This window comes from Citrobacter amalonaticus Y19 (assembly GCF_000981805.1).
GTDB lineage: Bacteria > Pseudomonadota > Gammaproteobacteria > Enterobacterales > Enterobacteriaceae > Citrobacter_A > Citrobacter_A amalonaticus_C.
In genome coordinates this window covers 2,242,800-2,264,543 of record NZ_CP011132.1, presented here as the reverse complement: position 1 = coordinate 2,264,543, position 21,744 = coordinate 2,242,800, and the positions used below count along the sequence as shown (strand labels likewise).

Genomic DNA, 21,744 nt, shown 5'->3' with positions numbered 1-21,744 from the left:
ATGCAATACATCCAGCAACCCCAGGCGATTGAAGCCAAAAGTTTTGACATCATTGGCGAGATCATTAATGAAACGCGCCCGGAGTACCAGTTTGCCAGCCCGCTGCATGAAGCGATCATCAAGCGGGTGATTCACACCACCGCTGATTTTGACTGGCTGGATATTCTCTGGTTTTCGGGCGATGCGCTGGAAAAACTTTGTGCGGCGCTGAGTCGTCCGACGGTTATTTATACCGACACCACCATGGCACTTTCGGGGATCAACAAAACCCTGCTGGCGAAGACGGGTGGTGAGTGCCGCTGCTATATCAGCGATCCGCGCGTGGTGGCACAAGCGAAAGCGCAGGGGATCACCCGCTCCATGGCGGCGGTGGATATTGCCGTGACGGAAGAGAGTGAAAAAGTGTTTGTCTTTGGCAATGCCCCCACCGCGCTGTTTCGCCTGCTGGAGCACGATGTGGCGGTAAGCGGCGTGGTGGGCGTGCCGGTGGGGTTTGTCGGCGCGGCGGAGTCTAAAGAGGCGCTGACGCACAGTCAACTGCCCGCCATTGCGGCCCTTGGACGTAAAGGCGGCAGCAACGTTGCCGCGGCGATTGTTAACGCCATGCTGTATCACATACAGGGGGCGCGATGAGCGATCAGACTTTCGACGCGCCTGTCTGGCATAACGGCAAAGCGCTACGCAAAGGTTACACCACCGGATCGTGCGCCACGGCGGCGGCAAAAGTCGCCGCGCTGATGGTCCTGCGCCAGCATTTGATCCACCAGGTGTCGATTGTCACGCCGTCCGGCGTCACGCTGTGCCTGAACGTCGAATCGCCGCACATCGAAGGACAGCAGGCTATTGCCGCCATCCGCAAAGACGGCGGCGACGATGTGGACGCCACCCACGGCATGTTGATTTTCGCCCGCGTCACGCTGAACGATAGCGGCGAAATTGTTCTGCTCGGCGGCGAAGGCGTTGGCACCGTCACCCGCAAAGGGATTGGTTTACCCGTTGGCAGTGCGGCAATTAATCGCACCCCGCGTCATACCATTGAATCTGCCGTGCGTGAGGCAATAGGTCCGGCACGCGGGGCGGAAATCGAAATTTTTGCCCCGGAAGGCGAAACGCGGGCGCAAAAAACCTACAACTCGCGCCTCGGTATTCTTGGCGGCATTTCCATTATTGGCACCACCGGCATCGTGACCCCGATGTCCGAAGAGAGCTGGAAGCGGTCGTTGTCACTGGAGCTGGAAATTAAACGCGCCGCCGGACTGGAACGGGTGGTGCTGGTGCCGGGTAACCACGGTGAGCGTTTCGTCCGCGAACAGATGGGCATCGACACCAGTGTGGTGGTCACCATGAGTAACTTTGTCGGCTACATGATTGAAGAGGCGGTGCGGCTGGGATTTCGCCAGGTTGTGCTCGTCGGTCATCCTGGAAAGCTTATCAAAATTGCCGCCGGGATCTTCCATACCCACAGCCACATCGCCGATGCGCGGATGGAAACGCTGGTGGCGCATCTGGCGCTGCTCGGCGCGCCGCTGGAGTTGCTGACGCTGGTGAGCGACTGCGATACCACCGAAGCGGCAATGGAGCATATTGACGCGTACGGTTTTCAGCACATCTACAACCACCTTGCCGAACGCATCTGCCTGCGCGTAATGCAGATGCTGCGCTTTACCAAAACCCCGCCGACCTGCGACGCGATCATGTTCTCGTTTGATAACCAGGTACTCGGCAGCAACCGGCCCGTCGAGGCTATCGCCCGGGAGATGCAATGCTGACGGTGGTTGGAATGGGGCCCGCGGGTCTGCAACTGATGACGCCGGCGGCGCGCGCGGCGGTTGACGAGGCCGATGTGCTGGTTGGCGGTCAGCGCCATTTGCAGCAGTTTCCGGACTTTCGCGGCGAACAGTTTGCGCTGGGGGCCAACATTCCCGAGCTGCTGACGTGGATTGACGCGCATCAGGATAAGCAGGTGGTGGTTCTGGCCTCCGGCGATCCGCTGTTTTACGGCATCGGTACGCGAATGGTGGCGCATTTTGGCATCGCGCAGGTACGCATCATCCCTGGCATCAGCGCGGTGCAGTATCTGTGCGCGCAGTCGGGAATCGACATGAATGACATGTGGCTCACCAGTAGCCACGGGCGCAGCGTCTGTTTCGATACGCTGGCCGAACATAACAAAGTGGCAATGGTCACCGACGGTCAGTGCGGACCGCGTGAAATTGCCGCGCAACTGGTTGCACGAGGAAAGGGCGATCGCTGGATGGTGATTGGCGAAAACCTGGCGATGGAAAACGAACGGATCCACTGGCTGCGCGTCAGCGAGGTCCATGCCGAATACGAGATGAATGCAGTGGTGATCCTTGATGAAAGATGAGCTTTTCCTGCGCGGTGAGAAGGTGCCGATGACCAAAGAAGCGGTACGTGCGCTCGCTCTCGCAAAACTTGAGCTGCACCGGGCCAGCCACCTGATTGATATTGGTGCCGGGACCGGCAGTGTATCCATCGAAGCCGCGCTGCAGTTTCCGTCTCTGCACATCACGGCTATCGAGCGCAATCCGGCGGCGCTGCGTTTGCTCGACGAAAATCGTCAGCATTTCGCCTGCGCGAATATCGATATTCTGCCGGGCGAAGCGCCGATGACGATGACCGAGAAAGCCGATGCCGTCTTTATGGGCGGCAGCGGGGGGCATCTCACGGAACTGATCGACTGGTCCATGCGCCAGTTGCACGTTGGCGGGCGTCTGGTGATGACCTTTATCCTGCAGGAAAACCTCAACACCGCGCTGGCTCATCTGCAACAGCTCGGCATGCAGGAGGTGGACTGCCTGCAAATGCAGATTTCGTCACTGACCACGCTGGGTGCGGGTCACTACTTCAAACCGAATAATCCCGTTTTTGTTATCGCCTGTCAGAAGGAAGAACACCATGTCTGAGACATTTGATCCCCGTTGTGTGTGGTTTGTCGGCGCAGGTCCCGGTGACCGTGAGCTGATTACCCTCAAGGGTTACCGGTTGCTGCAACAGGCGCAGGTGGTGATTTACGCCGGATCGCTTATCAACACCGAACTGCTGGAATATTGCCCGGAGGGCGCGGAGTGTCACGACAGTGCGGAACTGCACCTGGAGCAAATCCTCTCCCTGATGGAAGAGGGCGTGAAGGCCGGGAAAACGGTGGTACGCCTGCAAACTGGCGACGTGTCGCTGTATGGATCGGTGCGCGAACAGGGTGAAGAGCTGACCAAACGCGGCATCAACTGGCAGGTGGTGCCTGGCGTCAGCGCTTTCCTCGGCGCAGCGGCGGAATTGGGCGTCGAATACACCGTGCCGGAAGTCTCGCAGAGTCTGATTATCACGCGACTCGAAGGCCGCACGCCGGTGCCGGAACGCGAACAACTGGAATCCTTCGCCAGCCACCAGACCTCGATGGCGATTTATCTCTCCGTCCAGCGCATCAATCGGGTGGCGGAACGGTTGATCGAGGGCGGTTATCCGGCGACCACGCCGGTGGCGGTTATCTATAAAGCGACCTGGCCGGAAAGTCAGACCGTGCGCGGCACGCTGGCGGACATCGCCGATAAAGTGCGCGATGCCGGGATCCGCAAAACGGCGCTCATCCTGGTCGGGAATTTCCTCGGAGATGAGTATCACTACTCCAGACTCTATGCCGCGGACTTTAGCCATGAATACCGTAAAGCCTGAATCAATCGCGCTGTTTTGCCTGACGCCCGGCGGCGTTCAACTGGCAAAACGGCTGGCAGCGATGTTGCCGCTGACCTGTTTTACCAGTGAAAAACTGCTGGAGGACGGTTTTCTGCCTTTCGACGGCGGGTTCGCCCACGCCGCGCGCGATGCGTTCTCGAACTATTCCGCGCTGATTTTCATCGGGGCGACCGGCATTGCGGTGCGCGTGCTGGCCCCGCTGGTGAATGACAAGTTCAGCGATCCGGCGGTGGTGGTGATCGACGAGCGCGGGCAGCATGTGATCAGCCTACTTTCCGGTCACGCGGGCGGCGCGAACGCGCTGACTCGTTATCTCGCCGGCATGCTGGGGGCCGATCCGGTGATTACGACCGCCACTGACGTCAATGAAATGGCGGCGCTGGATACCCTCGCGTTTCAGCTTAATGCCCGCATGACTGACTTGCGCACGGCGGTGAAAGTGGTGAATCAGATGCTGGTGAGCAATCAGCGAGTGGGATTGTGGTGGGATGAAGAACTGGATGAAGACGTCCGTCACTGCGATCGCCGTGGGTTCATTACCGTCACCGATCTCCAGCACTTGCCAGAACTGGATGCGCTGGTGTGCGTCACGTTACGTAACGACCTGCCGGACATCCCGGTTCAGCACTGGAAACTGGTGCCGCAGCGTGTGGTCGCCGGCATTGGTTGTCGTCGTGATACGCCGTTCCCACTACTGGCGGCTCTTCTGGCCCGTCAGCTTGAAGCGCAGCGTTTTGACCCGCTGGCGCTGAAAGCCATCGGCAGCGTGTCGCTCAAGAAAGACGAAGAGGGGCTGATCCAGCTTGCTTCCTGCTGGCGCGTACCGTTTGAAACCTTTACCGCTGACGCGCTGCGTGAGCATGAACATCACTTTCCGGCATCACCGTTTGTTCGCCAGACGGTTGGCGTCGGAAGCGTCTCGGGTCCGGCAGCGTGGCTGCTGAGTCATGGGCAATTGACCGGCGAAACCCTGCGTGAGCAGGGCGTCACTATCACTTTGGGAGTTTCACACTGATGTTAACCGTAATCGGAATCGGCCCCGGCTCACAGGCCATGATGACCATGGAAGCCGTTGAAGCACTGCAGGCGGCAGAGATTATTGTGGGATACAAAACCTACACCCACCTCGTCAAAGCGTTTACCGGTGACAAGCAGGTGATCAAAACCGGTATGTGTAAAGAGATCGAGCGCTGCCATGCGGCGATTGAACTGGCGCAGGCCGGGCACAATGTGGCGCTGATCAGCAGCGGTGACGCCGGTATTTACGGCATGGCGGGTCTGGTGCTGGAACTGGTCAGCAAACAGAAACTGGACGTTGAAGTACGCCTGATCCCAGGGATGACTGCCAGCATCGCTGCCGCGTCGCTGCTCGGCGCGCCGCTGATGCACGATTTTTGCCACATCAGCCTGAGCGATCTCCTGACGCCGTGGCCGGTTATCGAAAAACGCATTATTGCCGCCGGAGAAGCGGACTTCGTTATCTGCTTCTACAACCCGCGCAGCCGGGGTCGTGAGGGCCATCTGGCGCGCGCATTTGAACTGCTTTCCGCCAACAAGAGCGGGCAAACGCCGGTGGGGGTGGTGAAATCTGCCGGGCGTAAAAAACAGGAGAAATGGCTGACCACGCTGGGTGAGATGGATTTTGAACCGGTGGACATGACCAGTCTGGTGATCGTTGGTAACAAAGCGACCTATGTGCAGGACGGTCTGATGATCACGCCACGAGGTTACGTGTTGTGAATTTTGGTGAGGTTCTGGTCATGGGCGGCACCAGCGATGCCCGCGCGCTGTGCCAGCAACTCGATGCCGCCAACGTGGCGTACACCCTGTCGGTGGCGACGCCGACCGGGAAACAACTGGCTGGCGACATCAAAGGGCAGGTGCGCTGCGGACGGCTTGAGCAGGATGAAATGGTGAACTGGCTGAAGGAAAACGGAACGCGATGGGTGATCGACGCTTCGCACCCGTATGCCGAAGTGGTGAGCCGCAACATTCTGCGTGCCTGCGAACGGGCAGGGGTGCTGCTCAGTCGTTACCAGCGCCCGGAGCAGCTCAGTAATCTGACGCATCCGCTGCTCTTTGCCGTACAAAGCATTAATGAGGCGTGCGACGTTGCGCGGCGGTTTGGCGAGCGGGTACTGCTGACCACCGGGAGTAAAGATCTGGCGACGTGGCGCGCGGGTTTACCGGAAAAAACGCTGCTCGCCCGCGTGTTGCCCGTACCCGAAGTGATTCAACAATGCGCCGATCTTGGCTTTGGCGTTGGTGAGACGTTCGCGCTGTGCGGACCGTTCAGCGCCGAGTTCAACGCCGCGTTTTATCGTCAGTGTCAGGCTGACGTCGTGATAACCAAGGCTTCTGGCGCAGAGGGCGGTTATCAGGAAAAGGTTCAACCCTGTCTGGATGCGGGCATTCCCTGCATCGTGATTACCCGCCCGGCGCCGCTGGTGACGGGAGATGAGTTACTGGAAAGTCAGGCCGCATTTGCGCAGCGTTTGGCGCGCTGGCTGGCCGCTGCTTAAGGAGTCAGAAAATGAAAAAAGCGCTTCTGGTGATAAGCTTTGGCACCAGCTATCACGATACCTGCGAGAAGAACATTGTGGCCTGCGAGCGCGATCTGGCCGCCAGTTGTCCTGACCGCGATCTGTTTCGTGCCTTTACCTCGGGAATGATTATTCGCAAGCTCAAACAGCGTGATGGTATCGAAATAGACACCCCATTGCAGGCACTGCAAAAGCTGGCTGAGCAGGGATATCAGGATGTGGCGATTCAGTCACTGCACATCATTAACGGCGACGAATACGAAAAAATTGTCCGTGAAGTGCAGAGCCTGCGTCCGCTGTTTGTCCGCCTGACGCTGGGCGTTCCGCTGCTGAGTAGCCATGACGATTACGCGCAGTTAATGCTGGCCCTGCAACAGCAGATGCCCGCAGCTGCCGACAATGAAAAAGTGGTATTCATGGGCCACGGCGCCAGCCATCACGCGTTTGCCGCCTATGCCTGCCTCGATCACATGATGATGGCACAGGGATTCCCGGCGCGCGTCGGCGCGGTGGAGAGCTATCCGGAAGTCGACATTCTGATTGAGAGCCTGAGCAAAGAGGGGGTCAACGCCGTCCATCTGATGCCACTGATGCTGGTGGCAGGGGATCACGCCATCAACGATATGGCCTCTGACGACGATGACTCGTGGAAAACGTTGTTTACGGCGGCGGGGATCACGGCAACGCCGTGGCTGAGCGGTCTTGGCGAAAACCCGGCGGTGCGGGAGATGTTCGTCGCGCACCTGCAGCAGGCGCTGAGCGTGGCGATGGAGGAAGCGGCATGAGCGGCAAACTGTACGCCCTGAGCACCGGCCCCGGTGCGGCCGATCTGATTACCGTTCGCGCCTCACGTATCCTGGGAACGCTTGATATTCTCTATGCGCCTGCGGGGCGTAAGGGCGGCGACAGCCTCGCGCTTTCCATCGTGCGGGAATACATCGGTGAAAACACCGACGTGCGCTGTTGCCATTTTCCCATGAGCGCAGACAGCGCGGAAAAAGAGGCGGTCTGGGATGAGGTAGCCGCTGCGCTGGTTAAGGAAGTGAAGGCGGGCAAACAGGTGGGATTTATCACCCTCGGTGACGCCATGCTGTTCAGCACCTGGGTCTTTTTGCTACAGCGCATCGGGTGTCCTGACTGGCTGGAGATTGTCCCAGGCGTGACGTCGTTTGCCGCTATTGCCGCACGATCCAAAACGCCGCTGGCGATGGAACAACAGTCACTGGCGGTGATCTCCTGTACCGCGCCGGAAGCGGACATCGCCCAGGCGCTCCGTCAACACGACAGCCTGGTGCTGATGAAGGTTTATGGCCGTTTCGCGCGCATCAAAGCGCTACTGGATCAGGCCGGATTACTGGGCTGTGCACTGATGATGTCTGAGGCCACGCTCCCTGGTGAGCAATGCTGGCGGCATCTCAACGAGGTCAGCGACGATCGGCCGTTGCCTTATTTCTCGACCATCCTGGTCAACAAACAGTGGGAGTATGCAGAATGAAACTCGAACAACAGCTGAAACAGCTGTCATTCAGTGGGCTGGCTGCGGCGCTATTGCTGATGATTGTGCCGGAGCAGGCGTTCGCCATGCACATTATGGAAGGTTTTTTACCGCCGATGTGGGCACTGGCCTGGTGGCTGCTGTTTTTACCGTGCCTGTGGTATGGACTGGTGCGCCTGCGGCATATCGTGATGGACGACAGTCATCAGAAGGTGCTGCTGGCGCTGTGTGGGGCGTTTATCTTTGTGCTGTCCGCACTGAAGATCCCGTCGGTCACCGGTAGCTGCTCACATCCGACAGGCGTCGGGCTGGCGGTTATCCTGTTTGGTCCTGGCGTGGTGGCGGTTCTCGGCGCTATTGTGCTGCTGTTCCAGGCGCTGCTGCTGGCGCACGGCGGCTTAACCACCCTGGGCGCGAACGGCATGTCGATGGCGGTGATTGGCCCGGTTGTCGGCTATATGGTGTGGAAAATGGCCTGCCGTGCCGGGATCCGCCGGGATGTCGGCGTCTTCCTCTGCGCCATGCTGGCGGATCTGGTGACCTACTTTGTCACGTCGGTGCAGCTGGGCGTGGCCTTCCCGGATCCCGAAGCGGGTGCGACAGGGTCTGTCGTCAAGTTTATGGGGATTTTCTGCCTGACGCAGATCCCAATTGCTATCGCCGAAGGGCTGCTGACCGTGATGATCTACGACCAGTTGACGAAACGGCAACTGATTACCGCGCAAGGACATTAAGATGAAAAAGACGCTGATATTGTTAGCCATGGTGATTGCTCTGGTTATTCTGCCGTTTTTTATTGACCATGGCGGAGAGTTTGGTGGCTCAGACGGCGAGGCGGAAAGCCAGATTCAGGTAGTGGCTCCGCATTATGAGCCGTGGTTCCAGCCGCTGTACGAACCGGCGAGCGGGGAAATTGAAAGCCTGCTGTTTACGTTGCAGGGGTCGATTGGCGCGGCGGTGATTTTCTATATTCTGGGCTACACCAAAGGCAGACAGCGCCGTGATGACCGGGCTTGATCGACTGAGCTATCAGAGCCGCTGGTTTCACGTTGCGCCGGAGCGTAAGTTTCTGTTCTGGCTGCTGTTGATGACGCTGGCGTTTACTCTGCCAGCCTGGGGGCAGGGGATCGAACTGGCGTTGATCGCCGGGCTGACCTGCTGGCTGCTGCGTATCTCCCTGCGCCGCTGGTGTCGGTGGATGGCGCTGCCGTTTGGTTTTTTGCTGGTCGGCGTAGTGACTATTTTGTTCAGCGTCAGTCGCGATCCGCAAACGCTGCTGGTGAGCTTTCCGGTCGGCAGTTACTGGCTGGGCGTGACGGCGTCTGGGTTGCATACCGCCAATGAGACGTTCTGGCGCAGTCTGGCTGCGCTGGCCGCCACGTTCTGGCTGGTGCTTAACCTGCCGTTTCCGCAGTTGATATTACTGCTCAAACGGGCGCGGGTACCGCGACTGCTGACGGAACAGATCCTGCTGACCTGGCGCTTTATTTTTATTCTGTTAGATGAAGCGATGGCAATTCATCGCGCGCAAACGCTGCGTTTTGGCTATCGTAGTTTGCCGATTGGCTATCGTTCGCTGGCTATGCTGGTGGGCGTTCTGTTTACCCGGGTGCTGATTCGTTATCAGCAAATGGCGGCGACGTTAGATATCAAATTGTATCAGGGTGATTTTCACCTGTAAGGAAAAACATGCTTGCCACCACCGAACTCTGGTTTCGTTATCAGGATGCGCAGGTACTTAAAGGGTTGACGCTGGATTTTTCGCAGCACGCTGTTACCGGACTGGTCGGGGCCAACGGCTGTGGGAAATCCACCCTGTTTATGAATCTGAGCGGCTTACTGCGACCGCAGCAGGGCGCGGTACTGTGGCAGGGAAAACCGCTGGACTACAGCAAGCGTGGCCTGCTGGCGTTACGTCAGCAGGTGGCGACGGTGTTTCAGGATCCCGATCAGCAAATTTTCTACACCGATATCGACAGTGATATCGCTTTCAGCCTGCGCAATCTTGGCGTAGAGGAAGCGGAAATTGCCCGACGAGTCGACGAGGCGTTAACGCTGGTCGATGCCCAGCATTTTCGCCAGCAGCCGATTCAGTGTCTAAGCCACGGGCAGAAGAAACGGGTGGCCATCGCCGGTGCGCTGGTATTACGGGCGAAATACCTGTTACTGGATGAGCCCACGGCGGGTCTTGACCCTTCGGGGCGCAGTCAGATGATTGACATCATCAAGCGGATTGTGGCGCAGGGAAACCATGTGGTTATCTCCAGCCATGATATTGATCTGATTTATGAGGTCAGCAACGCCGTTTACGTCTTGCGTCATGGCGAAGTGCTGGTGCACGGTGAACCGGGCGAGGTCTTTGCCCGCACGGCGCTGATTGAAGAGGCTGGGTTAACGCAGCCCTGGCTGGTGAAACTGCACGCGCAGTTAGGCATGCCGCTATGCAAAACCGAAGATGAATTTTTCAGTTGTATGCGACAACGCGCAATCAAGGAGGCGTCATGACGCAGGCCATTATGTTGCAGGGAACGGCGTCTGACGTCGGCAAGAGCGTTCTGGTGGCGGGACTGTGCCGCATTTTTTATCAGGACGGTCGGCGGACCGCACCGTTCAAGTCGCAGAATATGGCGCTCAACTCCGGCATCACGCCGGAGGGGAAAGAGATGGGTCGCGCGCAAATTTTCCAGGCCGAAGCGGCGGGCATTGTGCCTGATGTCCGCATGAATCCGGTGCTGTTGAAACCGACCAGCGATCGCAAGGCGCAGGTGGTGCTAATGGGCCAGGTGGCGACCGATATGGACGCGGTCAGCTATCACGAATACAAACCGCGTCTGCGCGAGCAAATCCTCTCCGTTTACACCAGTCTGGCGCAGGAGTTTGATGTGCTGGTGCTGGAAGGGGCGGGCAGTCCGTCGGAGATCAATCTGCGCGATCGGGACATCGTTAATATGGGGATGGCCGAGATGGCGCAGTGCCCGGTGATTCTGGTCGCCGATATCGATCGCGGCGGGGTGTTCGCCTCCATTTACGGTACGCTGGCGCTGCTGCATGAACACGAGCGTGCGCGGGTGAAAGGGGTGATCATCAATAAGTTTCGCGGCGACGTGGCGCTGCTTAATCCCGGTATCGAACAGATTGAAAGTCTGACCGGTGTTCCCGTGCTGGGCGTAATGCCGTGGCTGGATGTCGATCTCGAAGATGAAGACGGCGTGGCGTTGCAGAAGGGGAAATACCTGCGCACGGAAAAACGCGATATCAACATTGCTGTAGTGCAAATCCCGCATATCTCCAATTTCACCGATTTTAACGCGCTGGCAGCGCAACCTGATGTGCGCGTGCGCTATGTACGCCATCCGCAAGAGTTGACGGACGTTGATCTGGTTATCCTGCCGGGCAGCAAAAATACGCTCGGCGATCTGGTATGGCTACGTGAAAGCGGCATGGCCCATGCGGTGTTGCAGGCGCACCAGCAAAATATTCCCATCATTGGGATCTGCGGTGGCTATCAGATGCTCGGCGAGACCATCATTGATGAGGTTGAATCGGGACTGGGAACGCTGCCGGGGCTGGGGTTACTTGATACTGTCACCCACTTTGCCCAGCGGAAAACCACCACTCAGGTGACGGCGACGATGTCGTCGACACTGCCTGACTGGCTGTCTGCGGCGTCCGGGTTTCCGGTACGCGGCTATGAAATTCACATGGGTGAAACGACGCTGAACGGTGACTGTCAGTCGGTGATGCAACTCCAGAAGCACGGTGAGAACGTCGCGGATGGCGCTGTCACGGCAGACGGACGGGCGTTTGGCACTTATCTGCACGGTCTGTTCGATAGCGATGGCTTTACGCGGGCGCTGGTCAATGGCCTGCGCGTGCGTAAAGGGCTAGCTCCCCTGGATCCTGCCTTCCAATACGCGCAATATAAATCGCAGCAGTTTGATCTGCTGGCGGATGCGATGCGGCAACACATCGATATTGAGAAAATTTATACCATCATGCAGCAACACCGGGAGTCCGTATGATGATTCTGGTGACTGGCGGTGCGCGCAGCGGGAAGAGTCGTCATGCCGAAAACCTGATTGCGGATTTCCCGCAGGTGCTGTACATCGCGACATCGCAGATTTTTGATGACGAGATGGCAGCACGTATTCAGCATCATCGTGATGGACGTCCTGCGCACTGGCGTACCGCCGAGCGCTGGCAACATCTTGATACGCTGATCACTGCGGACAACGCGCCGGATGAAGCCATTCTGCTGGAATGTATCACGACGATGGTCACTAACCTGCTGTTTGCCTTTGGCGGTGACAGTGATCCTGACGGCTGGGACTACGCGGCGCTGGAAACGACGATTGAGGCGGAAATCCAGACGCTGATTGCGGCTTGCCAGCGATGCCCAGCGAAGGTGGTGCTGGTGACCAACGAAGTCGGGATGGGCATCGTGCCGGAAAACCGTCTGGCACGGCACTTTCGGGATATCGCCGGACGCGTGAATCAGCGTCTGGCGGCTGCGGCGGATGAGGTCTGGCTGGTGGTATCGGGTATTGGAGTCAAAATTAAATGAGTAAGTTGTTCTGGGCAATGCTCTCTTTTATTACGCGTTTGCCTGTTCCTGGTCGCTGGTCGCAAGGACTGGAGTTCGATCAGTATTCACGCGGTATTGTGACTTTCCCACTCATTGGTTTACTGCTTGGCGTTTTGAGTGGACTGGTGTTCATGCTCTTTCAACCCTGGTGCGGCGCACCGCTGGCGGCGCTTTTCACCGTGTTAGCGCTGGCGCTGATGACGGGAGGCTTTCACCTCGATGGTCTGGCCGACACCTGTGACGGCGTTTTCTCTGCCCGCAGCCGGGAACGTATGCTGGAGATTATGCGCGACAGCCGCCTGGGCACACACGGCGGTCTGGCGCTCATTTTTGTTTTGCTGGCGAAAGTACTGGTGGTCAGCGAACTGGCACTACGCGGTACCCCTATGCTGGCGGCGCTGGCGGCCGCCTGTGCGGTAGGGCGCGGGACGGCCGTGCTGTTGATGTATCGCCATCGCTACGCCCGTGAAGAGGGGTTAGGCAATGTGTTCATCGGTCATGTCACCGGGACACAAACCTGCTTTACCCTTGGCCTTGCGGCGATTCTGGCGGCGGTCTTGCTGCCCGGAATGCAGGGCATTGCGGCGCTGGTCGTGACGATGGTGGCGATCTTCCTGTTGGGACAACTGTTAAAACGTACGTTGGGTGGGCAAACCGGCGATACGCTGGGTGCGGCAATCGAACTTGGTGAGCTGATATTCCTGCTGGCTCTGCTGTGAGTCAGCCAACACAATGAGAACCCTTATGCAAACGTTAACCTCTTTACTGTGCGACATTCCGCCGATAAACCATGACGCCATGACGCGTGCTCAGCAGCATATTGATGGCCTGCTTAAGCCGCCGGGTAGTCTTGGGCGACTGGAGGCGCTGGCGGTACAACTGGCGGGTATGCCGGGTTTGAACGGTGTACCGCATGTCGGTGAGAAAGCGATACTGGTGATGTGTGCCGATCACGGTGTCTGGGATGAAGGGGTTGCCGTTTCGCCCAAAGTGGTGACTGCGATTCAGGCTGCAAATATGACGCGCGGTACGACGGGCGTTTGCGTACTTGCGGCCCATGCCGGTGCAAAGGTTCATGTGATCGACGTGGGGATAGATGCTGAACTCATCCCCGGCGTGGTGAACATGCGCGTGGCGCGAGGGTGCGGGAATATCGCCACCGGCCCGGCAATGAGTCGTACACAGGCGGAAGAGCTGTTGCTGGAAGTTATTCGCTACACGCGCGAACAGGCACAGCGCGGCGTGACGCTGTTTGGCGTCGGTGAATTGGGGATGGCGAATACCACGCCTGCTGCGGCGATTGTCAGCGTGCTGACAGGCAGCAAGGCGGAAGCCGTGGTAGGGATTGGCGCTAATTTACCGCTTTCCCGCGTGGGCAATAAAGTGGAGGTGGTTCGTCGCGCGATTGCCGTCAACCAACCCAATCCGTATGATGGGCTGGACGTGCTGGCGAAAGTCGGTGGTTTTGATCTGGTGGGCATGGCGGGGGTCATTCTGGGGGCCGCGTCCTGCGGTTTACCGGTGTTGCTGGATGGTTTCCTGTCCTATTCCGCTGCGCTGGCAGCCTGCCAGATTGCACCTGAGATCAAGCCGTATCTGATTCCTTCGCACTTCTCCGCCGAAAAAGGGGCGCGGATTGCGCTGGAGCATCTGGAGCTCGATCCCTATCTCAATATGGGGATGCGCCTGGGGGAGGGCAGCGGTGCCGCACTGGCTATGCCGATCGTGGAGGCCGCCTGCGCGATGTACAGCAACATGGGGCAACTGGCTGCCAGCAATATCGTACTGCCGGATGGTAAAGAGACCGTCTGATGCGTCTGTTTTCTGGCCTGCGCACTGTGTAGCTCGCTGGCCAGTTTCAGAAGGCGACAGAGAGTGTAGGTTTACGACCGCTAAAAAAGCTATAATTTCCCTACATCTGCCGCGACTGAGGAAAGGGAAATGTTGCCTCGTGTAAAATTGTTCTGTTCATTATTTATGCTGCTTGCAAGCCAGAGCGCGCTGGCTGTCAGCTATCCACTACCGCCTGAAGGAAGTCGTCTGGTCGGAAATCCGCTGACGATCACTGTCCCTGACAAGAATACGCAACCGCTTGAAGCTTTTGCCGCGCAGTACGGACAAGGGCTGAGCAATATGCTGGAAGCGAATCCGGATGCGGATGTGTTCCTGCCGAAGTCGGGTTCAACGCTGGTTGTACCGCAGCACATCATTCTGCCGGCTACCGTTCGTCAGGGCATTGTCGTAAACGTGGCGGAGATGCGTCTCTACTACTATCCGAACGGCAGTAATACCGTTGAGGTTTTCCCCATTGGTATTGGTCAGGCAGGGCGGGAAACGCCGCGTAACTGGGTGACGAGAGTTGAGCGTAAGCAAGAAGCGCCGAGTTGGACGCCAACGGCGAATACCCGTCGTGAATACGCGAGAAGGGGAGAAAGCCTGCCCGCCTTCGTTCCTGCCGGGCCGGATAATCCCATGGGGCTGTACGCCATCTATATCGGCAAGCTGTACGCTATTCATGGCACCAATGCTAATTTCGGTATTGGTCTGCGCGTAAGCCAGGGCTGCATTCGTTTACGCAACGATGATATCGAACATCTGTTCCAGAATGTACCTGTCGGGACTCGCGTGCAGATCATCGATCAGCCGGTGAAAACCACCACGGAACCGGATGGCAGTCGCTGGATAGAAGTGCACGAACCCCTGTCCCGTAACCGCGCGGAATATGAATCAGACAGAAAAGTCCCACTGCCGATCACGCCCGTGATGCGTAGCTTTATGAGCGGTGAGGGTGTGGATGTTCATCGCGCCAGCGAAGCGCTCGAACGCCGCTCGGGGATGCCCGTCAATATTAGCCAGGGGCAAACCAGAATTTGATGGTGCAGAGGTTGCTATCCGAAAAGCAAAAAGCCCGCTAAAAAGCGGGCTTTTTTTAATCTGGCTCCTCTGACTGGGATCGCCTTTGCCAGTAACTGGCTAATAATTAAGCTAAACCAGAAGTCCGTTTCTGTCAAGACTACCAGAGTGACCACCAAATTTAACGAGGGGATATAAGTAGTTAGACTGGCTCCATAGAGCACCTGACACTTCTCCTCTCCTAAAATAAGAGGTAGTCTTGGATCTATGTTTAACACTGGTCAGAATAAATAAGATGATTGAAGTGTTATCAGGACCTGAACGGTGTCAGCGTCGTACACCGCAGTAAAAAATTTTTATTATTCAGCAGACTATGGAACCCGGTATGACCGTGTCTCACGTTTCATGTTTGGTGGCGGAAAATTACGATAAAGTTTGAGTTTTGGAGAATAAATGAATTGCCTAATTAAGCGCTGCCAGAGCTTTGTTATTGAAAGTGTAGTCAAGCGACTAATCGAGGACGTCAATGAGTACTCTTATTTACTGACAATGGAAGATTGGCGGTTGCTGATGAGTTTGGATAAATCTGTTGTTGAACGGCAGATTTGTCAGAAGCAGTGTCTGGGCTGCCTGAAGTTCGCTAGGATGGTGACGATGCTCTCCAATTTCATTAATGGGATATTGAGTGCAAACAAGGAAAGTGAAGCGCTCGTAACTGAATTATGCCGTATCTTTGCCATTCCGGATGATTCCAATCCTATCGTCCTTGCGCTGGACTTAGTTGTTTCTCCTGACTATGTGAAATCAAAAATTCCTGAAAAGTCCATGCCAGTTTATGAAACATACGTGGGCAAGGTCAAGGGAGAGGTTATTAGCTTGGCGTTGGATCATTTTCAACATGAAAGGGAGAAGTGTAATGACACAATTCTTGGTTACGCAAATCTGGAGCGAGAGCAAATCATTGCTTATGAGCCAATAGAAATGCCTGTCGGGAAGGAATTATTTTACGTTGATCAAAATGTTGTCAGTAAATATGGGCGAGATGAAAATTTTAGTCGGCAGGTTGATAATTTTAAAAGCAAGGTGGATTGCAAGTTCGTCTATAGTCCTTATGTGATTGAAGATGGTGTAAAAATGAGCCGTGTTCGACTTGCCGAGTACTTCGAGACGATCGAAGTACTTACAGATAACACTATGCTGGTTCCCTCTGAGAGCGGTGTGATGCTTGCGAGGGAGGATATTAAGGTTACGTTCGATCGTGTTTTTCTCTGGAGAAATGCAACGAGAGCTGCTGAGGATTTAAAGGTGCAAAGAATGCACTTTAATCATTGGGGATATCCTCATTATTCAAGGCAATCAAAACTATCGGATAGGGCCAATGAGAATATTGATAAGTTTTTGGATTCTCTTCGTCCCTATTTAGATGACAGCGGCTGTGACTTTGATTTCAATGACTATGAAAGTGATCAAGCGTTGTGTCAAAGGCTGAGCGCGGCAACTATCGAGAAGTCATTTTCCTTGGAGGAACTTATTGATAAATCGATCAAGTATGAGAGCGACGCTGAATGCATGACGCACATTGAGCATCTTTGCGACTTCCTTGACTTGATAAATTATAAGACGGAGCCTCTTTCTGAACTGAGCAAAATCCGTAGCAGCCTGCAGGATACGGAGCACTTGAAACATGCATGGAAGGCCGATTATTTTGTTACTGATGACAAGAGACTACGTATACGTGGTACTTTCATCTATTCAGTTCTTGGGTTAGGCACAAAATTCATAAGCATCAAAGAGCTTAAAGAAAGGGTCGTTAGTGAGTTCAAAAAATGATGGATGCACTGACCTGCCCCCCAGGATTAGATACGGTCTCAGTAATGCCGGTTCCTTCACTCTCCGAATTTCCCTTTCTCCAGCCAACTGCGAATTCAGATAGTGTCAGATAATTCAGCGCGGAGTGCGGGCTGTCTGCACCTCCAAAGCGGTCATTAAGCCGTGTTGACAGGGCGACACGCATTATAATCTTTACGCAATTCACTGATGATTTTCCTGGCATGACTGTCATCGCTGAACCAGTGTTCATTCAGGCATTGATCGCGAAAGCGTCCGTTAAAACTCTCAATAAATCCGTTCTGCGTCGGCTTTCTGGGCTGGATAAGCCGCAGGTCTACACCATGCTCATAAGCCCACTGGTCCAGTGCTCTGCGGTAAGCTCCGGCCCCTGGTAAGTTCTTATCGTAGCCGGATACACATCGTGTAGAGCGCCATAACTGCCTGACGTTTAAATTCCGGTTCCAAGGGGGCACACGGATTGAGCTTACTAATGAAGATACGCCGTCTGTCGGGATGACGTTTATTAATCCAGCAAGACAGTACATCACAGCAGGGATATCCAAGCGTCCTGCTAAATGTCAGGCAGCAACCGTGGCTAAGATAATGTTCGACAGCAGCCTTCCTTTGAGTATCAGAGTAACGGGGTTTACGGCGTATACCTTTTGTCGTACCGCCACTCGCTTCCCGTAAACGGATCCAGCGTCTTAGATTTCTTTTAGATGGATAGTGTCAACAACACCGCCCGAAATGACTGATCCACCATTATTATGCCAGAGGAACCGGCCATCCTAATTACCATAAATTGTACCTCATTGTGTGGAAGTTTCTTCCTATATGTCGTTTTGCCTCAGGCATTTTTATCGAATTGACGGGCAAGGCGAATAAATTTCACATTTAGAGCGTCACTCATTGTTTTGATACTACATAGGTGAAAATCGAGGAATGCAGCGTTTACGGATCTTTACCCGTTTTGCCGGACGAGGAAGAGCAGGGTGCAGTAGAGACGAGGATGAAGTGATAAAGCCCGCTAAGTTGGGTAACGAAAAAACGCTGAAAAATGCGCTGGAAGTAATTGACTCAAGAGGTATATCATAATCTTCAATACAATAAATTCTGCTGCTTGTTTAAAAAAGGAAATTTTGATGTCAAGTATAAACTTTGAAAAAATATCGAAAGAGTGCAAGGCTTATATAAACAAAGAGTTATTGAAAGCTTTGCCAGAATATTCCAATAATGCCTCTCTCAGAAATTTAGTTGAATATGAAACGACGAATTTTAAAAATTTTCACATACACGATACAAAAAAAAGGGAAAAGAGGAATGAGTTTTTCAGTGAATTAATTGCCAATATTAATTGTCATGGCACTGTAGAAAAATTAAAGAAAATATTGTCTGTATGCCAAGTTTCGGAAAGTTATATTGACGACATCAAGACAGAACTTAAATCAATCCCACTCATGGAACTGGACGTTCAGACGCAGTGCTGGGCTGTAATTGAGTGTGCATTAAGAGATGGGTATTCTCTTCAGGGTCTAATGGAGGACCATATTCAGAACATTGGAAGAAACAAAAAACCTTTTAGCTTAAATAATAAAAACATTACTACACAAGATGGCGAGTCATTTTCTCCAGATTCATCCCTAGATAAAATTGTGCAATTTTTGACACTGACGCTAAAAATGTTTTCCTATGAGCATAATTTATTATCTTCAGGGGAAATTGTCATCCCGAGTAAAATTGGCGTTGAAGAACCTGTTGTAAGCAATGCTACCGAGGTATTCTATTGCTCGTTACTCTGGCACGAACTAATTACATGTGCTAAAAGTTGTATTTTATTTGATAATAATATTCAAATTGCTAAAGTAGAAGAAATTCCTGACTTTATTAAAGAAAAAGGTATAGATAGCGGTGTGTTATTTAATAGAACCATAGATAAATTTGAGCGATATGATGCAATTTCAAATGAAAGGCTCTCGAGGCGGTTAAGTCAGAACCTTTGGGAGGGTATTGCAAGCTCTAATATCGAAAAAATAATACCTAAATATGTAACCGGTTGGTCTGGAACTCTGGACAATCCCATTCTACTTGAGGAGTTCCAATTTTTGATTTCACTGATGGAAGCTATTGCAAGTCATGATAAAGATCATATGGTTTTGGGACTTAGCTTGCGCGAATGGGTAAGGGGTTATTCTGTTATCGCTTACTTATCTAAGGAAATTAAACAGAAAGTTCTATACACAAAAGGGGAACTGATGAGTATGCTGCGACTAGGTGGATTTAAGGAGAAAAAAGCCGAAACATTTATTAAACACATCACTTTTGGTGATGATAGTCGAGATCTTTATGACTCACCACTTGTAAAAATATCCGATTATTCATTTTTTCTATATACACCAGCATACACATCGCCACTTATCAGCAATATAATACTTTCAAAATTTTCATCTAAACAAGCAGATCTCACGAAGAAAGGTTACGGATTTGAAAAAGACATTATCGAAATATTAAATGATAAAAAATTAGAAAATAGAAGTTTTAAATTTAAACGTGGTAATGATGAGTTTGAATATGATGTTATTTTCTTACTGGATGATAAGGTTTTTATATTAGAATGTAAAAATACAAATTTATCAGGGGGTTCAGTAACAAGAGCCTATCAAAAGAAAAAGTTTATTTTCGATACTGCATTACAAGTAAAACGATTAGTTGTGGGGCTCACTTCACACCCCGAGGTATTCAAGGAACATTTTGATAAAGATATCGGTGATTATGAGATAATACCTGTCATCATGAACAATCTACCATTTTCAATACCGGGAAGCGTTGACGGGGTATTCGTGACTGACTCATCGTCATTTGGCCGGCTTCTTAGGTCTCGCTATATTAACTCAGGTATAATCAGCCATCAAGATGAATATAGAATTACAGACCACAATCCTGTTTTTTCCATGTGGGGAAGCGATACTTTAAAAGCTTCAGATATTATTAACCATTTCAATAATCCAGTGCAATTACAGGACTTTATAAAATATGAAAAAATAGGTGAATATCCATTGATAATTAAACGGAGAAAAGTGTTCTTTAATGTAGTGACTGAAACAGATTACGATAAGATGAATGTAGATCAAAGTGATTATTTTGTTAAAACACAATCGGTACAGCAGGTATTGACCTGCTCCCCGTTGATTAGTACACCCCGATGTTAGTAATGTCTTCATAAGCCACATGAGGACATCCCCATGAAGAAGCGTTTTTCCGACGAACAGATCATCAGTATTCTCCGCGAAGCCGAAGCTGGGGTACCCGCCCGTGAACTCTGCCGCAAGCATGCCATTTCCGATGCCACGTTTTACATCTGGCGTAAGAAGTATGGCGGTATGGAGGTGCCTGAAGTTAAGCGCCTGAAGTCGCTTGAGGAAGAGAACGCCAGACTCAAGAAGCTGCTTGCCGAAGCCATGCTGGATAAAGAGGCGCTTCAGGTGGCTCTTGGGCGAAAGTACTGACGACAGACCAGAAGCGGGAAGCCGTGATGTTGATGTGTGATGCGACCGGTCTGTCGCAACGTCGTGCCTGCAGGCTTACAGGTTTATCCCTGTCGACCTGCCGCTATGAGGCTCACCGTCCGGCTGCTGATGCGCATTTATCAGGGCGCATCACTGAGCTGGCACTGGAGCGCAGGCGTTTTGGCTACCGTCGTATTTGGCAGTTGCTGCGCCGTGAAGGGCTTCATGTTAATCATAAGCGCGTGTACCGGCTTTATCACCTCAGTGGCCTGGGCGTAAAACGCAGAAGACGTCGTAAAGGGCTGGCAACAGAACGTCTGCCGCTGCTCCGTCCGGCGGCGCCCAATCTGACCTGGTCGATGGATTTCGTCATGGACGCACTTTCCACCGGTCGCAGGATCAAGTGTCTTACCTGCGTCGATGATTTCACAAAGGAATGCCTGACGGTCACTGTTGCCTTTGGGATTTCAGGCGTTCAGGTCACGCGTATTCTGGACAGCATTGCACTGTTTCGAGGCTATCCGGCGACGATAAGAACTGACCAGGGGCCGGAGTTCACTTGCCGTGCACTGGATCAATGGGCCTTTGAGCATGGTGTTGAGTTGCGCTTAATCCAGCCGGGCAAGCCAACGCAGAACGGATTTATTGAGAGCTTTAACGGACGATTTCGCGATGAATGTTTGAATGAGCACTGGTTCAGCGATATCGTTCATGCCAGGAAAATTATTAATGACTGGCGGCAGGATTATAACGAATGCCGCCCGCACTCCACGCTGAATTATCAGACACCGTCTGAATTTGCAGCGGGCTGGAGAAAGGGTCATTCTGAGAATGAAGATTCCGACGTTACTAACTGAGTGTTGTATCTAATCGTGGGGGCAGGTCAGTATAGCTTAATGATTGCAATGGTTCAATTATAAAACAAATCGAATTTTGAAATGATGTTGTAGACACCTTTTTAAATGCGTTTCTGCAACATCAAACTAAATTTTTTATCAAGCGAATGCGTTTTATACGCATGACCTCTATCTCTTCTGATCTCGGGCCGTGGCTGCTGTGCGAACCGTTACGCGGCAATCGTTTTAGCCAATAACTGTTCACCTGCTCCGATGGTGTCATTCTCCGATTACTTGAGTTATGAATCTTCTTCAACCACATCTTGCTGTTAGTTTTCAGCTCGGAAGATGGCAGACATCCAGTCTGTTTCTTTCGCCAGCCGTT

General features: G+C 53.4%; 23 protein-coding genes and 2 pseudogenes. 22 read left to right on the top strand and 3 right to left on the bottom strand.

Features of this window, described 5'->3' with window-relative positions; all coding sequences use genetic code 11:
• The 19 genes from F384_RS10370 (at position 1) to ldtA (ending at position 15,211) form a co-directional block, all read left to right on the top strand.
• Positions 1 to 633, top strand: a complete 633-nt coding sequence (locus F384_RS10370; protein WP_046481394.1) for a cobalt-precorrin-8 methylmutase — start codon at positions 1 to 3, stop codon at positions 631 to 633.
• The gene (gene cbiD / locus F384_RS10365; protein ID WP_046481393.1) at positions 630 to 1,769 is read left to right on the top strand and encodes a cobalt-precorrin-5B (C(1))-methyltransferase CbiD; all 1,140 of its coding nucleotides are present in this window, start codon (positions 630 to 632) and stop codon (positions 1,767 to 1,769) included. The genes F384_RS10370 and cbiD overlap by 4 nt, the downstream gene beginning before the upstream one ends.
• The gene (locus tag F384_RS10360; RefSeq protein ID WP_046481392.1) at positions 1,763 to 2,368 is read left to right on the top strand and encodes a cobalt-precorrin-7 (C(5))-methyltransferase; all 606 of its coding nucleotides are present in this window, start codon (positions 1,763 to 1,765) and stop codon (positions 2,366 to 2,368) included. Before cbiD ends, F384_RS10360 begins: the two co-directional genes overlap by 7 nt.
• Positions 2,358 to 2,927: a decarboxylating cobalt-precorrin-6B (C(15))-methyltransferase gene (locus F384_RS10355; protein ID WP_046481391.1), complete on the top strand. Its 570-nt coding sequence runs from the start codon at positions 2,358 to 2,360 to the stop codon at positions 2,925 to 2,927. Before F384_RS10360 ends, F384_RS10355 begins: the two co-directional genes overlap by 11 nt.
• On the top strand, positions 2,920 to 3,693 hold the full coding sequence (locus F384_RS10350) for a cobalt-precorrin-4 methyltransferase (RefSeq protein WP_046481390.1): 774 nt from the start codon (positions 2,920 to 2,922) through the stop codon (positions 3,691 to 3,693). The genes F384_RS10355 and F384_RS10350 overlap by 8 nt, the downstream gene beginning before the upstream one ends.
• Positions 3,674 to 4,729, top strand: a complete 1,056-nt coding sequence (gene cbiG, locus F384_RS10345) for a cobalt-precorrin 5A hydrolase (RefSeq protein ID WP_046481389.1) — start codon at positions 3,674 to 3,676, stop codon at positions 4,727 to 4,729. Before F384_RS10350 ends, cbiG begins: the two co-directional genes overlap by 20 nt.
• Positions 4,729 to 5,454: a precorrin-3B C(17)-methyltransferase gene (locus F384_RS10340; protein ID WP_046481388.1), complete on the top strand. Its 726-nt coding sequence runs from the start codon at positions 4,729 to 4,731 to the stop codon at positions 5,452 to 5,454. The genes cbiG and F384_RS10340 overlap by 1 nt, the downstream gene beginning before the upstream one ends.
• Positions 5,451 to 6,236: a cobalt-precorrin-6A reductase gene (locus F384_RS10335; protein ID WP_046481387.1), complete on the top strand. Its 786-nt coding sequence runs from the start codon at positions 5,451 to 5,453 to the stop codon at positions 6,234 to 6,236. The genes F384_RS10340 and F384_RS10335 overlap by 4 nt, the downstream gene beginning before the upstream one ends.
• Before the next feature lie 11 nt (positions 6,237 to 6,247).
• A complete protein-coding gene (cbiK, locus tag F384_RS10330; RefSeq protein ID WP_046481386.1) occupies positions 6,248 to 7,042 on the top strand; it encodes a sirohydrochlorin cobaltochelatase in 795 nt (264 codons plus the stop codon).
• Complete coding sequence (locus F384_RS10325; protein WP_046481385.1) at positions 7,039 to 7,752, top strand: cobalt-factor II C(20)-methyltransferase; 714 nt, start codon at positions 7,039 to 7,041, stop codon at positions 7,750 to 7,752. The genes cbiK and F384_RS10325 overlap by 4 nt, the downstream gene beginning before the upstream one ends.
• Positions 7,749 to 8,486, top strand: coding sequence for a cobalt ECF transporter S component CbiM (gene cbiM, locus F384_RS10320; protein ID WP_042318216.1), 738 nt, complete (start codon positions 7,749 to 7,751; stop codon positions 8,484 to 8,486). The genes F384_RS10325 and cbiM overlap by 4 nt, the downstream gene beginning before the upstream one ends.
• 1 nt (position 8,487) lies before the next feature.
• Complete coding sequence (locus tag F384_RS10315) at positions 8,488 to 8,769, top strand: energy-coupling factor ABC transporter substrate-binding protein (RefSeq protein WP_042318217.1); 282 nt, start codon at positions 8,488 to 8,490, stop codon at positions 8,767 to 8,769.
• Positions 8,756 to 9,433, top strand: coding sequence for an energy-coupling factor ABC transporter transmembrane protein (locus F384_RS10310; RefSeq protein ID WP_046481384.1), 678 nt, complete (start codon positions 8,756 to 8,758; stop codon positions 9,431 to 9,433). Before F384_RS10315 ends, F384_RS10310 begins: the two co-directional genes overlap by 14 nt.
• Positions 9,434 to 9,441: 8 nt before the next feature.
• Complete coding sequence (locus F384_RS10305) at positions 9,442 to 10,257, top strand: energy-coupling factor ABC transporter ATP-binding protein (RefSeq protein ID WP_046481383.1); 816 nt, start codon at positions 9,442 to 9,444, stop codon at positions 10,255 to 10,257.
• On the top strand, positions 10,254 to 11,774 hold the full coding sequence (locus F384_RS10300; protein ID WP_046481382.1) for a cobyric acid synthase: 1,521 nt from the start codon (positions 10,254 to 10,256) through the stop codon (positions 11,772 to 11,774). Before F384_RS10305 ends, F384_RS10300 begins: the two co-directional genes overlap by 4 nt.
• Positions 11,771 to 12,316 carry a bifunctional adenosylcobinamide kinase/adenosylcobinamide-phosphate guanylyltransferase gene (cobU, locus tag F384_RS10295; RefSeq protein ID WP_046481381.1) on the top strand — a complete coding sequence of 182 codons (546 nt, stop codon included), beginning with the start codon at positions 11,771 to 11,773 and terminating at the stop codon, positions 12,314 to 12,316. The genes F384_RS10300 and cobU overlap by 4 nt, the downstream gene beginning before the upstream one ends.
• Positions 12,313 to 13,056, top strand: coding sequence for an adenosylcobinamide-GDP ribazoletransferase (gene cobS, locus F384_RS10290; RefSeq protein ID WP_046481380.1), 744 nt, complete (start codon positions 12,313 to 12,315; stop codon positions 13,054 to 13,056). The genes cobU and cobS overlap by 4 nt, the downstream gene beginning before the upstream one ends.
• A 25-nt stretch (positions 13,057 to 13,081) precedes the next feature.
• Complete coding sequence (gene cobT, locus F384_RS10285) at positions 13,082 to 14,149, top strand: nicotinate-nucleotide--dimethylbenzimidazole phosphoribosyltransferase (protein ID WP_046481379.1); 1,068 nt, start codon at positions 13,082 to 13,084, stop codon at positions 14,147 to 14,149.
• Between the two features lie 129 nt (positions 14,150 to 14,278).
• Complete coding sequence (ldtA, locus tag F384_RS10280; protein WP_155403990.1) at positions 14,279 to 15,211, top strand: L,D-transpeptidase; 933 nt, start codon at positions 14,279 to 14,281, stop codon at positions 15,209 to 15,211.
• 14 nt (positions 15,212 to 15,225) lie between these two features.
• On the opposite strand, the gene F384_RS30225 is transcribed toward ldtA, so the two are convergent.
• Positions 15,226 to 15,414 (bottom strand): hypothetical protein, encoded by a 189-nt coding sequence (locus tag F384_RS30225; RefSeq protein ID WP_080949923.1) that lies wholly within the window; start codon positions 15,412 to 15,414, stop codon positions 15,226 to 15,228.
• 229 nt (positions 15,415 to 15,643) lie between these two features.
• Here F384_RS30225 and F384_RS10275 point away from each other — a divergent pair, with 229 nt between their 5' ends.
• Complete coding sequence (locus F384_RS10275; RefSeq protein WP_046481378.1) at positions 15,644 to 17,020, top strand: hypothetical protein; 1,377 nt, start codon at positions 15,644 to 15,646, stop codon at positions 17,018 to 17,020.
• Here the strand turns inward: F384_RS10275 and F384_RS29845 are convergent.
• Together F384_RS29845 and F384_RS30220 are read right to left on the bottom strand one after the other, a co-directional pair.
• A pseudogene (locus F384_RS29845) lies at positions 17,010 to 17,450 on the bottom strand (integrase core domain-containing protein); the annotation flags it as partial. The gene F384_RS10275 and the pseudogene F384_RS29845 overlap by 11 nt on opposite strands.
• Positions 17,441 to 17,746 (bottom strand): annotated as a pseudogene (locus tag F384_RS30220) (IS3 family transposase); the annotation flags it as partial. The pseudogenes F384_RS30220 and F384_RS29845, both read right to left, overlap by 10 nt.
• A 416-nt stretch (positions 17,747 to 18,162) precedes the next feature.
• Between F384_RS30220 and F384_RS10270 the strand changes: the two are divergent.
• Both F384_RS10270 and F384_RS10260 read left to right on the top strand, forming a co-directional pair.
• Positions 18,163 to 20,226, top strand: a complete 2,064-nt coding sequence (locus F384_RS10270) for a nuclease-related domain-containing protein (RefSeq protein ID WP_046481377.1) — start codon at positions 18,163 to 18,165, stop codon at positions 20,224 to 20,226.
• A gap of 33 nt (positions 20,227 to 20,259) precedes the next feature.
• A protein-coding gene (locus F384_RS10260) for an IS3-like element ISSen4 family transposase (protein WP_096147877.1) occupies positions 20,260 to 21,380 on the top strand; the annotation gives its coding sequence in 2 pieces (ribosomal slippage) (positions 20,260 to 20,518 and positions 20,518 to 21,380; 1,122 coding nt in all).
• Positions 21,381 to 21,744 lie beyond the last annotated feature (364 nt).

What these genes read in the sequence shown, in the direction of transcription:
- F384_RS10275 (WP_046481378.1), top strand. Translation starts at nt 15,644, where the DNA reads ATGAATTGCCTAATTAAGCGCTGCCAGAGCTTTGTTATTGAAAGTGTA.
- F384_RS10270 (WP_046481377.1), top strand. Translation starts at nt 18,163, where the DNA reads ATGTCAAGTATAAACTTTGAAAAAATATCGAAAGAGTGCAAGGCTTAT.
- F384_RS10310 (WP_046481384.1), top strand. Translation starts at nt 8,756, where the DNA reads ATGACCGGGCTTGATCGACTGAGCTATCAGAGCCGCTGGTTTCACGTT.
- F384_RS10355 (WP_046481391.1), top strand. Translation starts at nt 2,358, where the DNA reads ATGAAAGATGAGCTTTTCCTGCGCGGTGAGAAGGTGCCGATGACCAAA.
- cobT (WP_046481379.1), top strand. Translation starts at nt 13,082, where the DNA reads ATGCAAACGTTAACCTCTTTACTGTGCGACATTCCGCCGATAAACCAT.
- F384_RS10360 (WP_046481392.1), top strand. Translation starts at nt 1,763, where the DNA reads ATGCTGACGGTGGTTGGAATGGGGCCCGCGGGTCTGCAACTGATGACG.
- cobS (WP_046481380.1), top strand. Translation starts at nt 12,313, where the DNA reads ATGAGTAAGTTGTTCTGGGCAATGCTCTCTTTTATTACGCGTTTGCCT.
- F384_RS10340 (WP_046481388.1), top strand. Translation starts at nt 4,729, where the DNA reads ATGTTAACCGTAATCGGAATCGGCCCCGGCTCACAGGCCATGATGACC.
- F384_RS10350 (WP_046481390.1), top strand. Translation starts at nt 2,920, where the DNA reads ATGTCTGAGACATTTGATCCCCGTTGTGTGTGGTTTGTCGGCGCAGGT.
- cbiM (WP_042318216.1), top strand. Translation starts at nt 7,749, where the DNA reads ATGAAACTCGAACAACAGCTGAAACAGCTGTCATTCAGTGGGCTGGCT.
- cbiD (WP_046481393.1), top strand. Translation starts at nt 630, where the DNA reads ATGAGCGATCAGACTTTCGACGCGCCTGTCTGGCATAACGGCAAAGCG.
- cbiG (WP_046481389.1), top strand. Translation starts at nt 3,674, where the DNA reads ATGAATACCGTAAAGCCTGAATCAATCGCGCTGTTTTGCCTGACGCCC.
- F384_RS10300 (WP_046481382.1), top strand. Translation starts at nt 10,254, where the DNA reads ATGACGCAGGCCATTATGTTGCAGGGAACGGCGTCTGACGTCGGCAAG.
- F384_RS10315 (WP_042318217.1), top strand. Translation starts at nt 8,488, where the DNA reads ATGAAAAAGACGCTGATATTGTTAGCCATGGTGATTGCTCTGGTTATT.
- ldtA (WP_155403990.1), top strand. Translation starts at nt 14,279, where the DNA reads ATGTTGCCTCGTGTAAAATTGTTCTGTTCATTATTTATGCTGCTTGCA.
- F384_RS10325 (WP_046481385.1), top strand. Translation starts at nt 7,039, where the DNA reads ATGAGCGGCAAACTGTACGCCCTGAGCACCGGCCCCGGTGCGGCCGAT.
- F384_RS10305 (WP_046481383.1), top strand. Translation starts at nt 9,442, where the DNA reads ATGCTTGCCACCACCGAACTCTGGTTTCGTTATCAGGATGCGCAGGTA.
- cbiK (WP_046481386.1), top strand. Translation starts at nt 6,248, where the DNA reads ATGAAAAAAGCGCTTCTGGTGATAAGCTTTGGCACCAGCTATCACGAT.
- cobU (WP_046481381.1), top strand. Translation starts at nt 11,771, where the DNA reads ATGATGATTCTGGTGACTGGCGGTGCGCGCAGCGGGAAGAGTCGTCAT.
- F384_RS10370 (WP_046481394.1), top strand. Translation starts at nt 1, where the DNA reads ATGCAATACATCCAGCAACCCCAGGCGATTGAAGCCAAAAGTTTTGAC.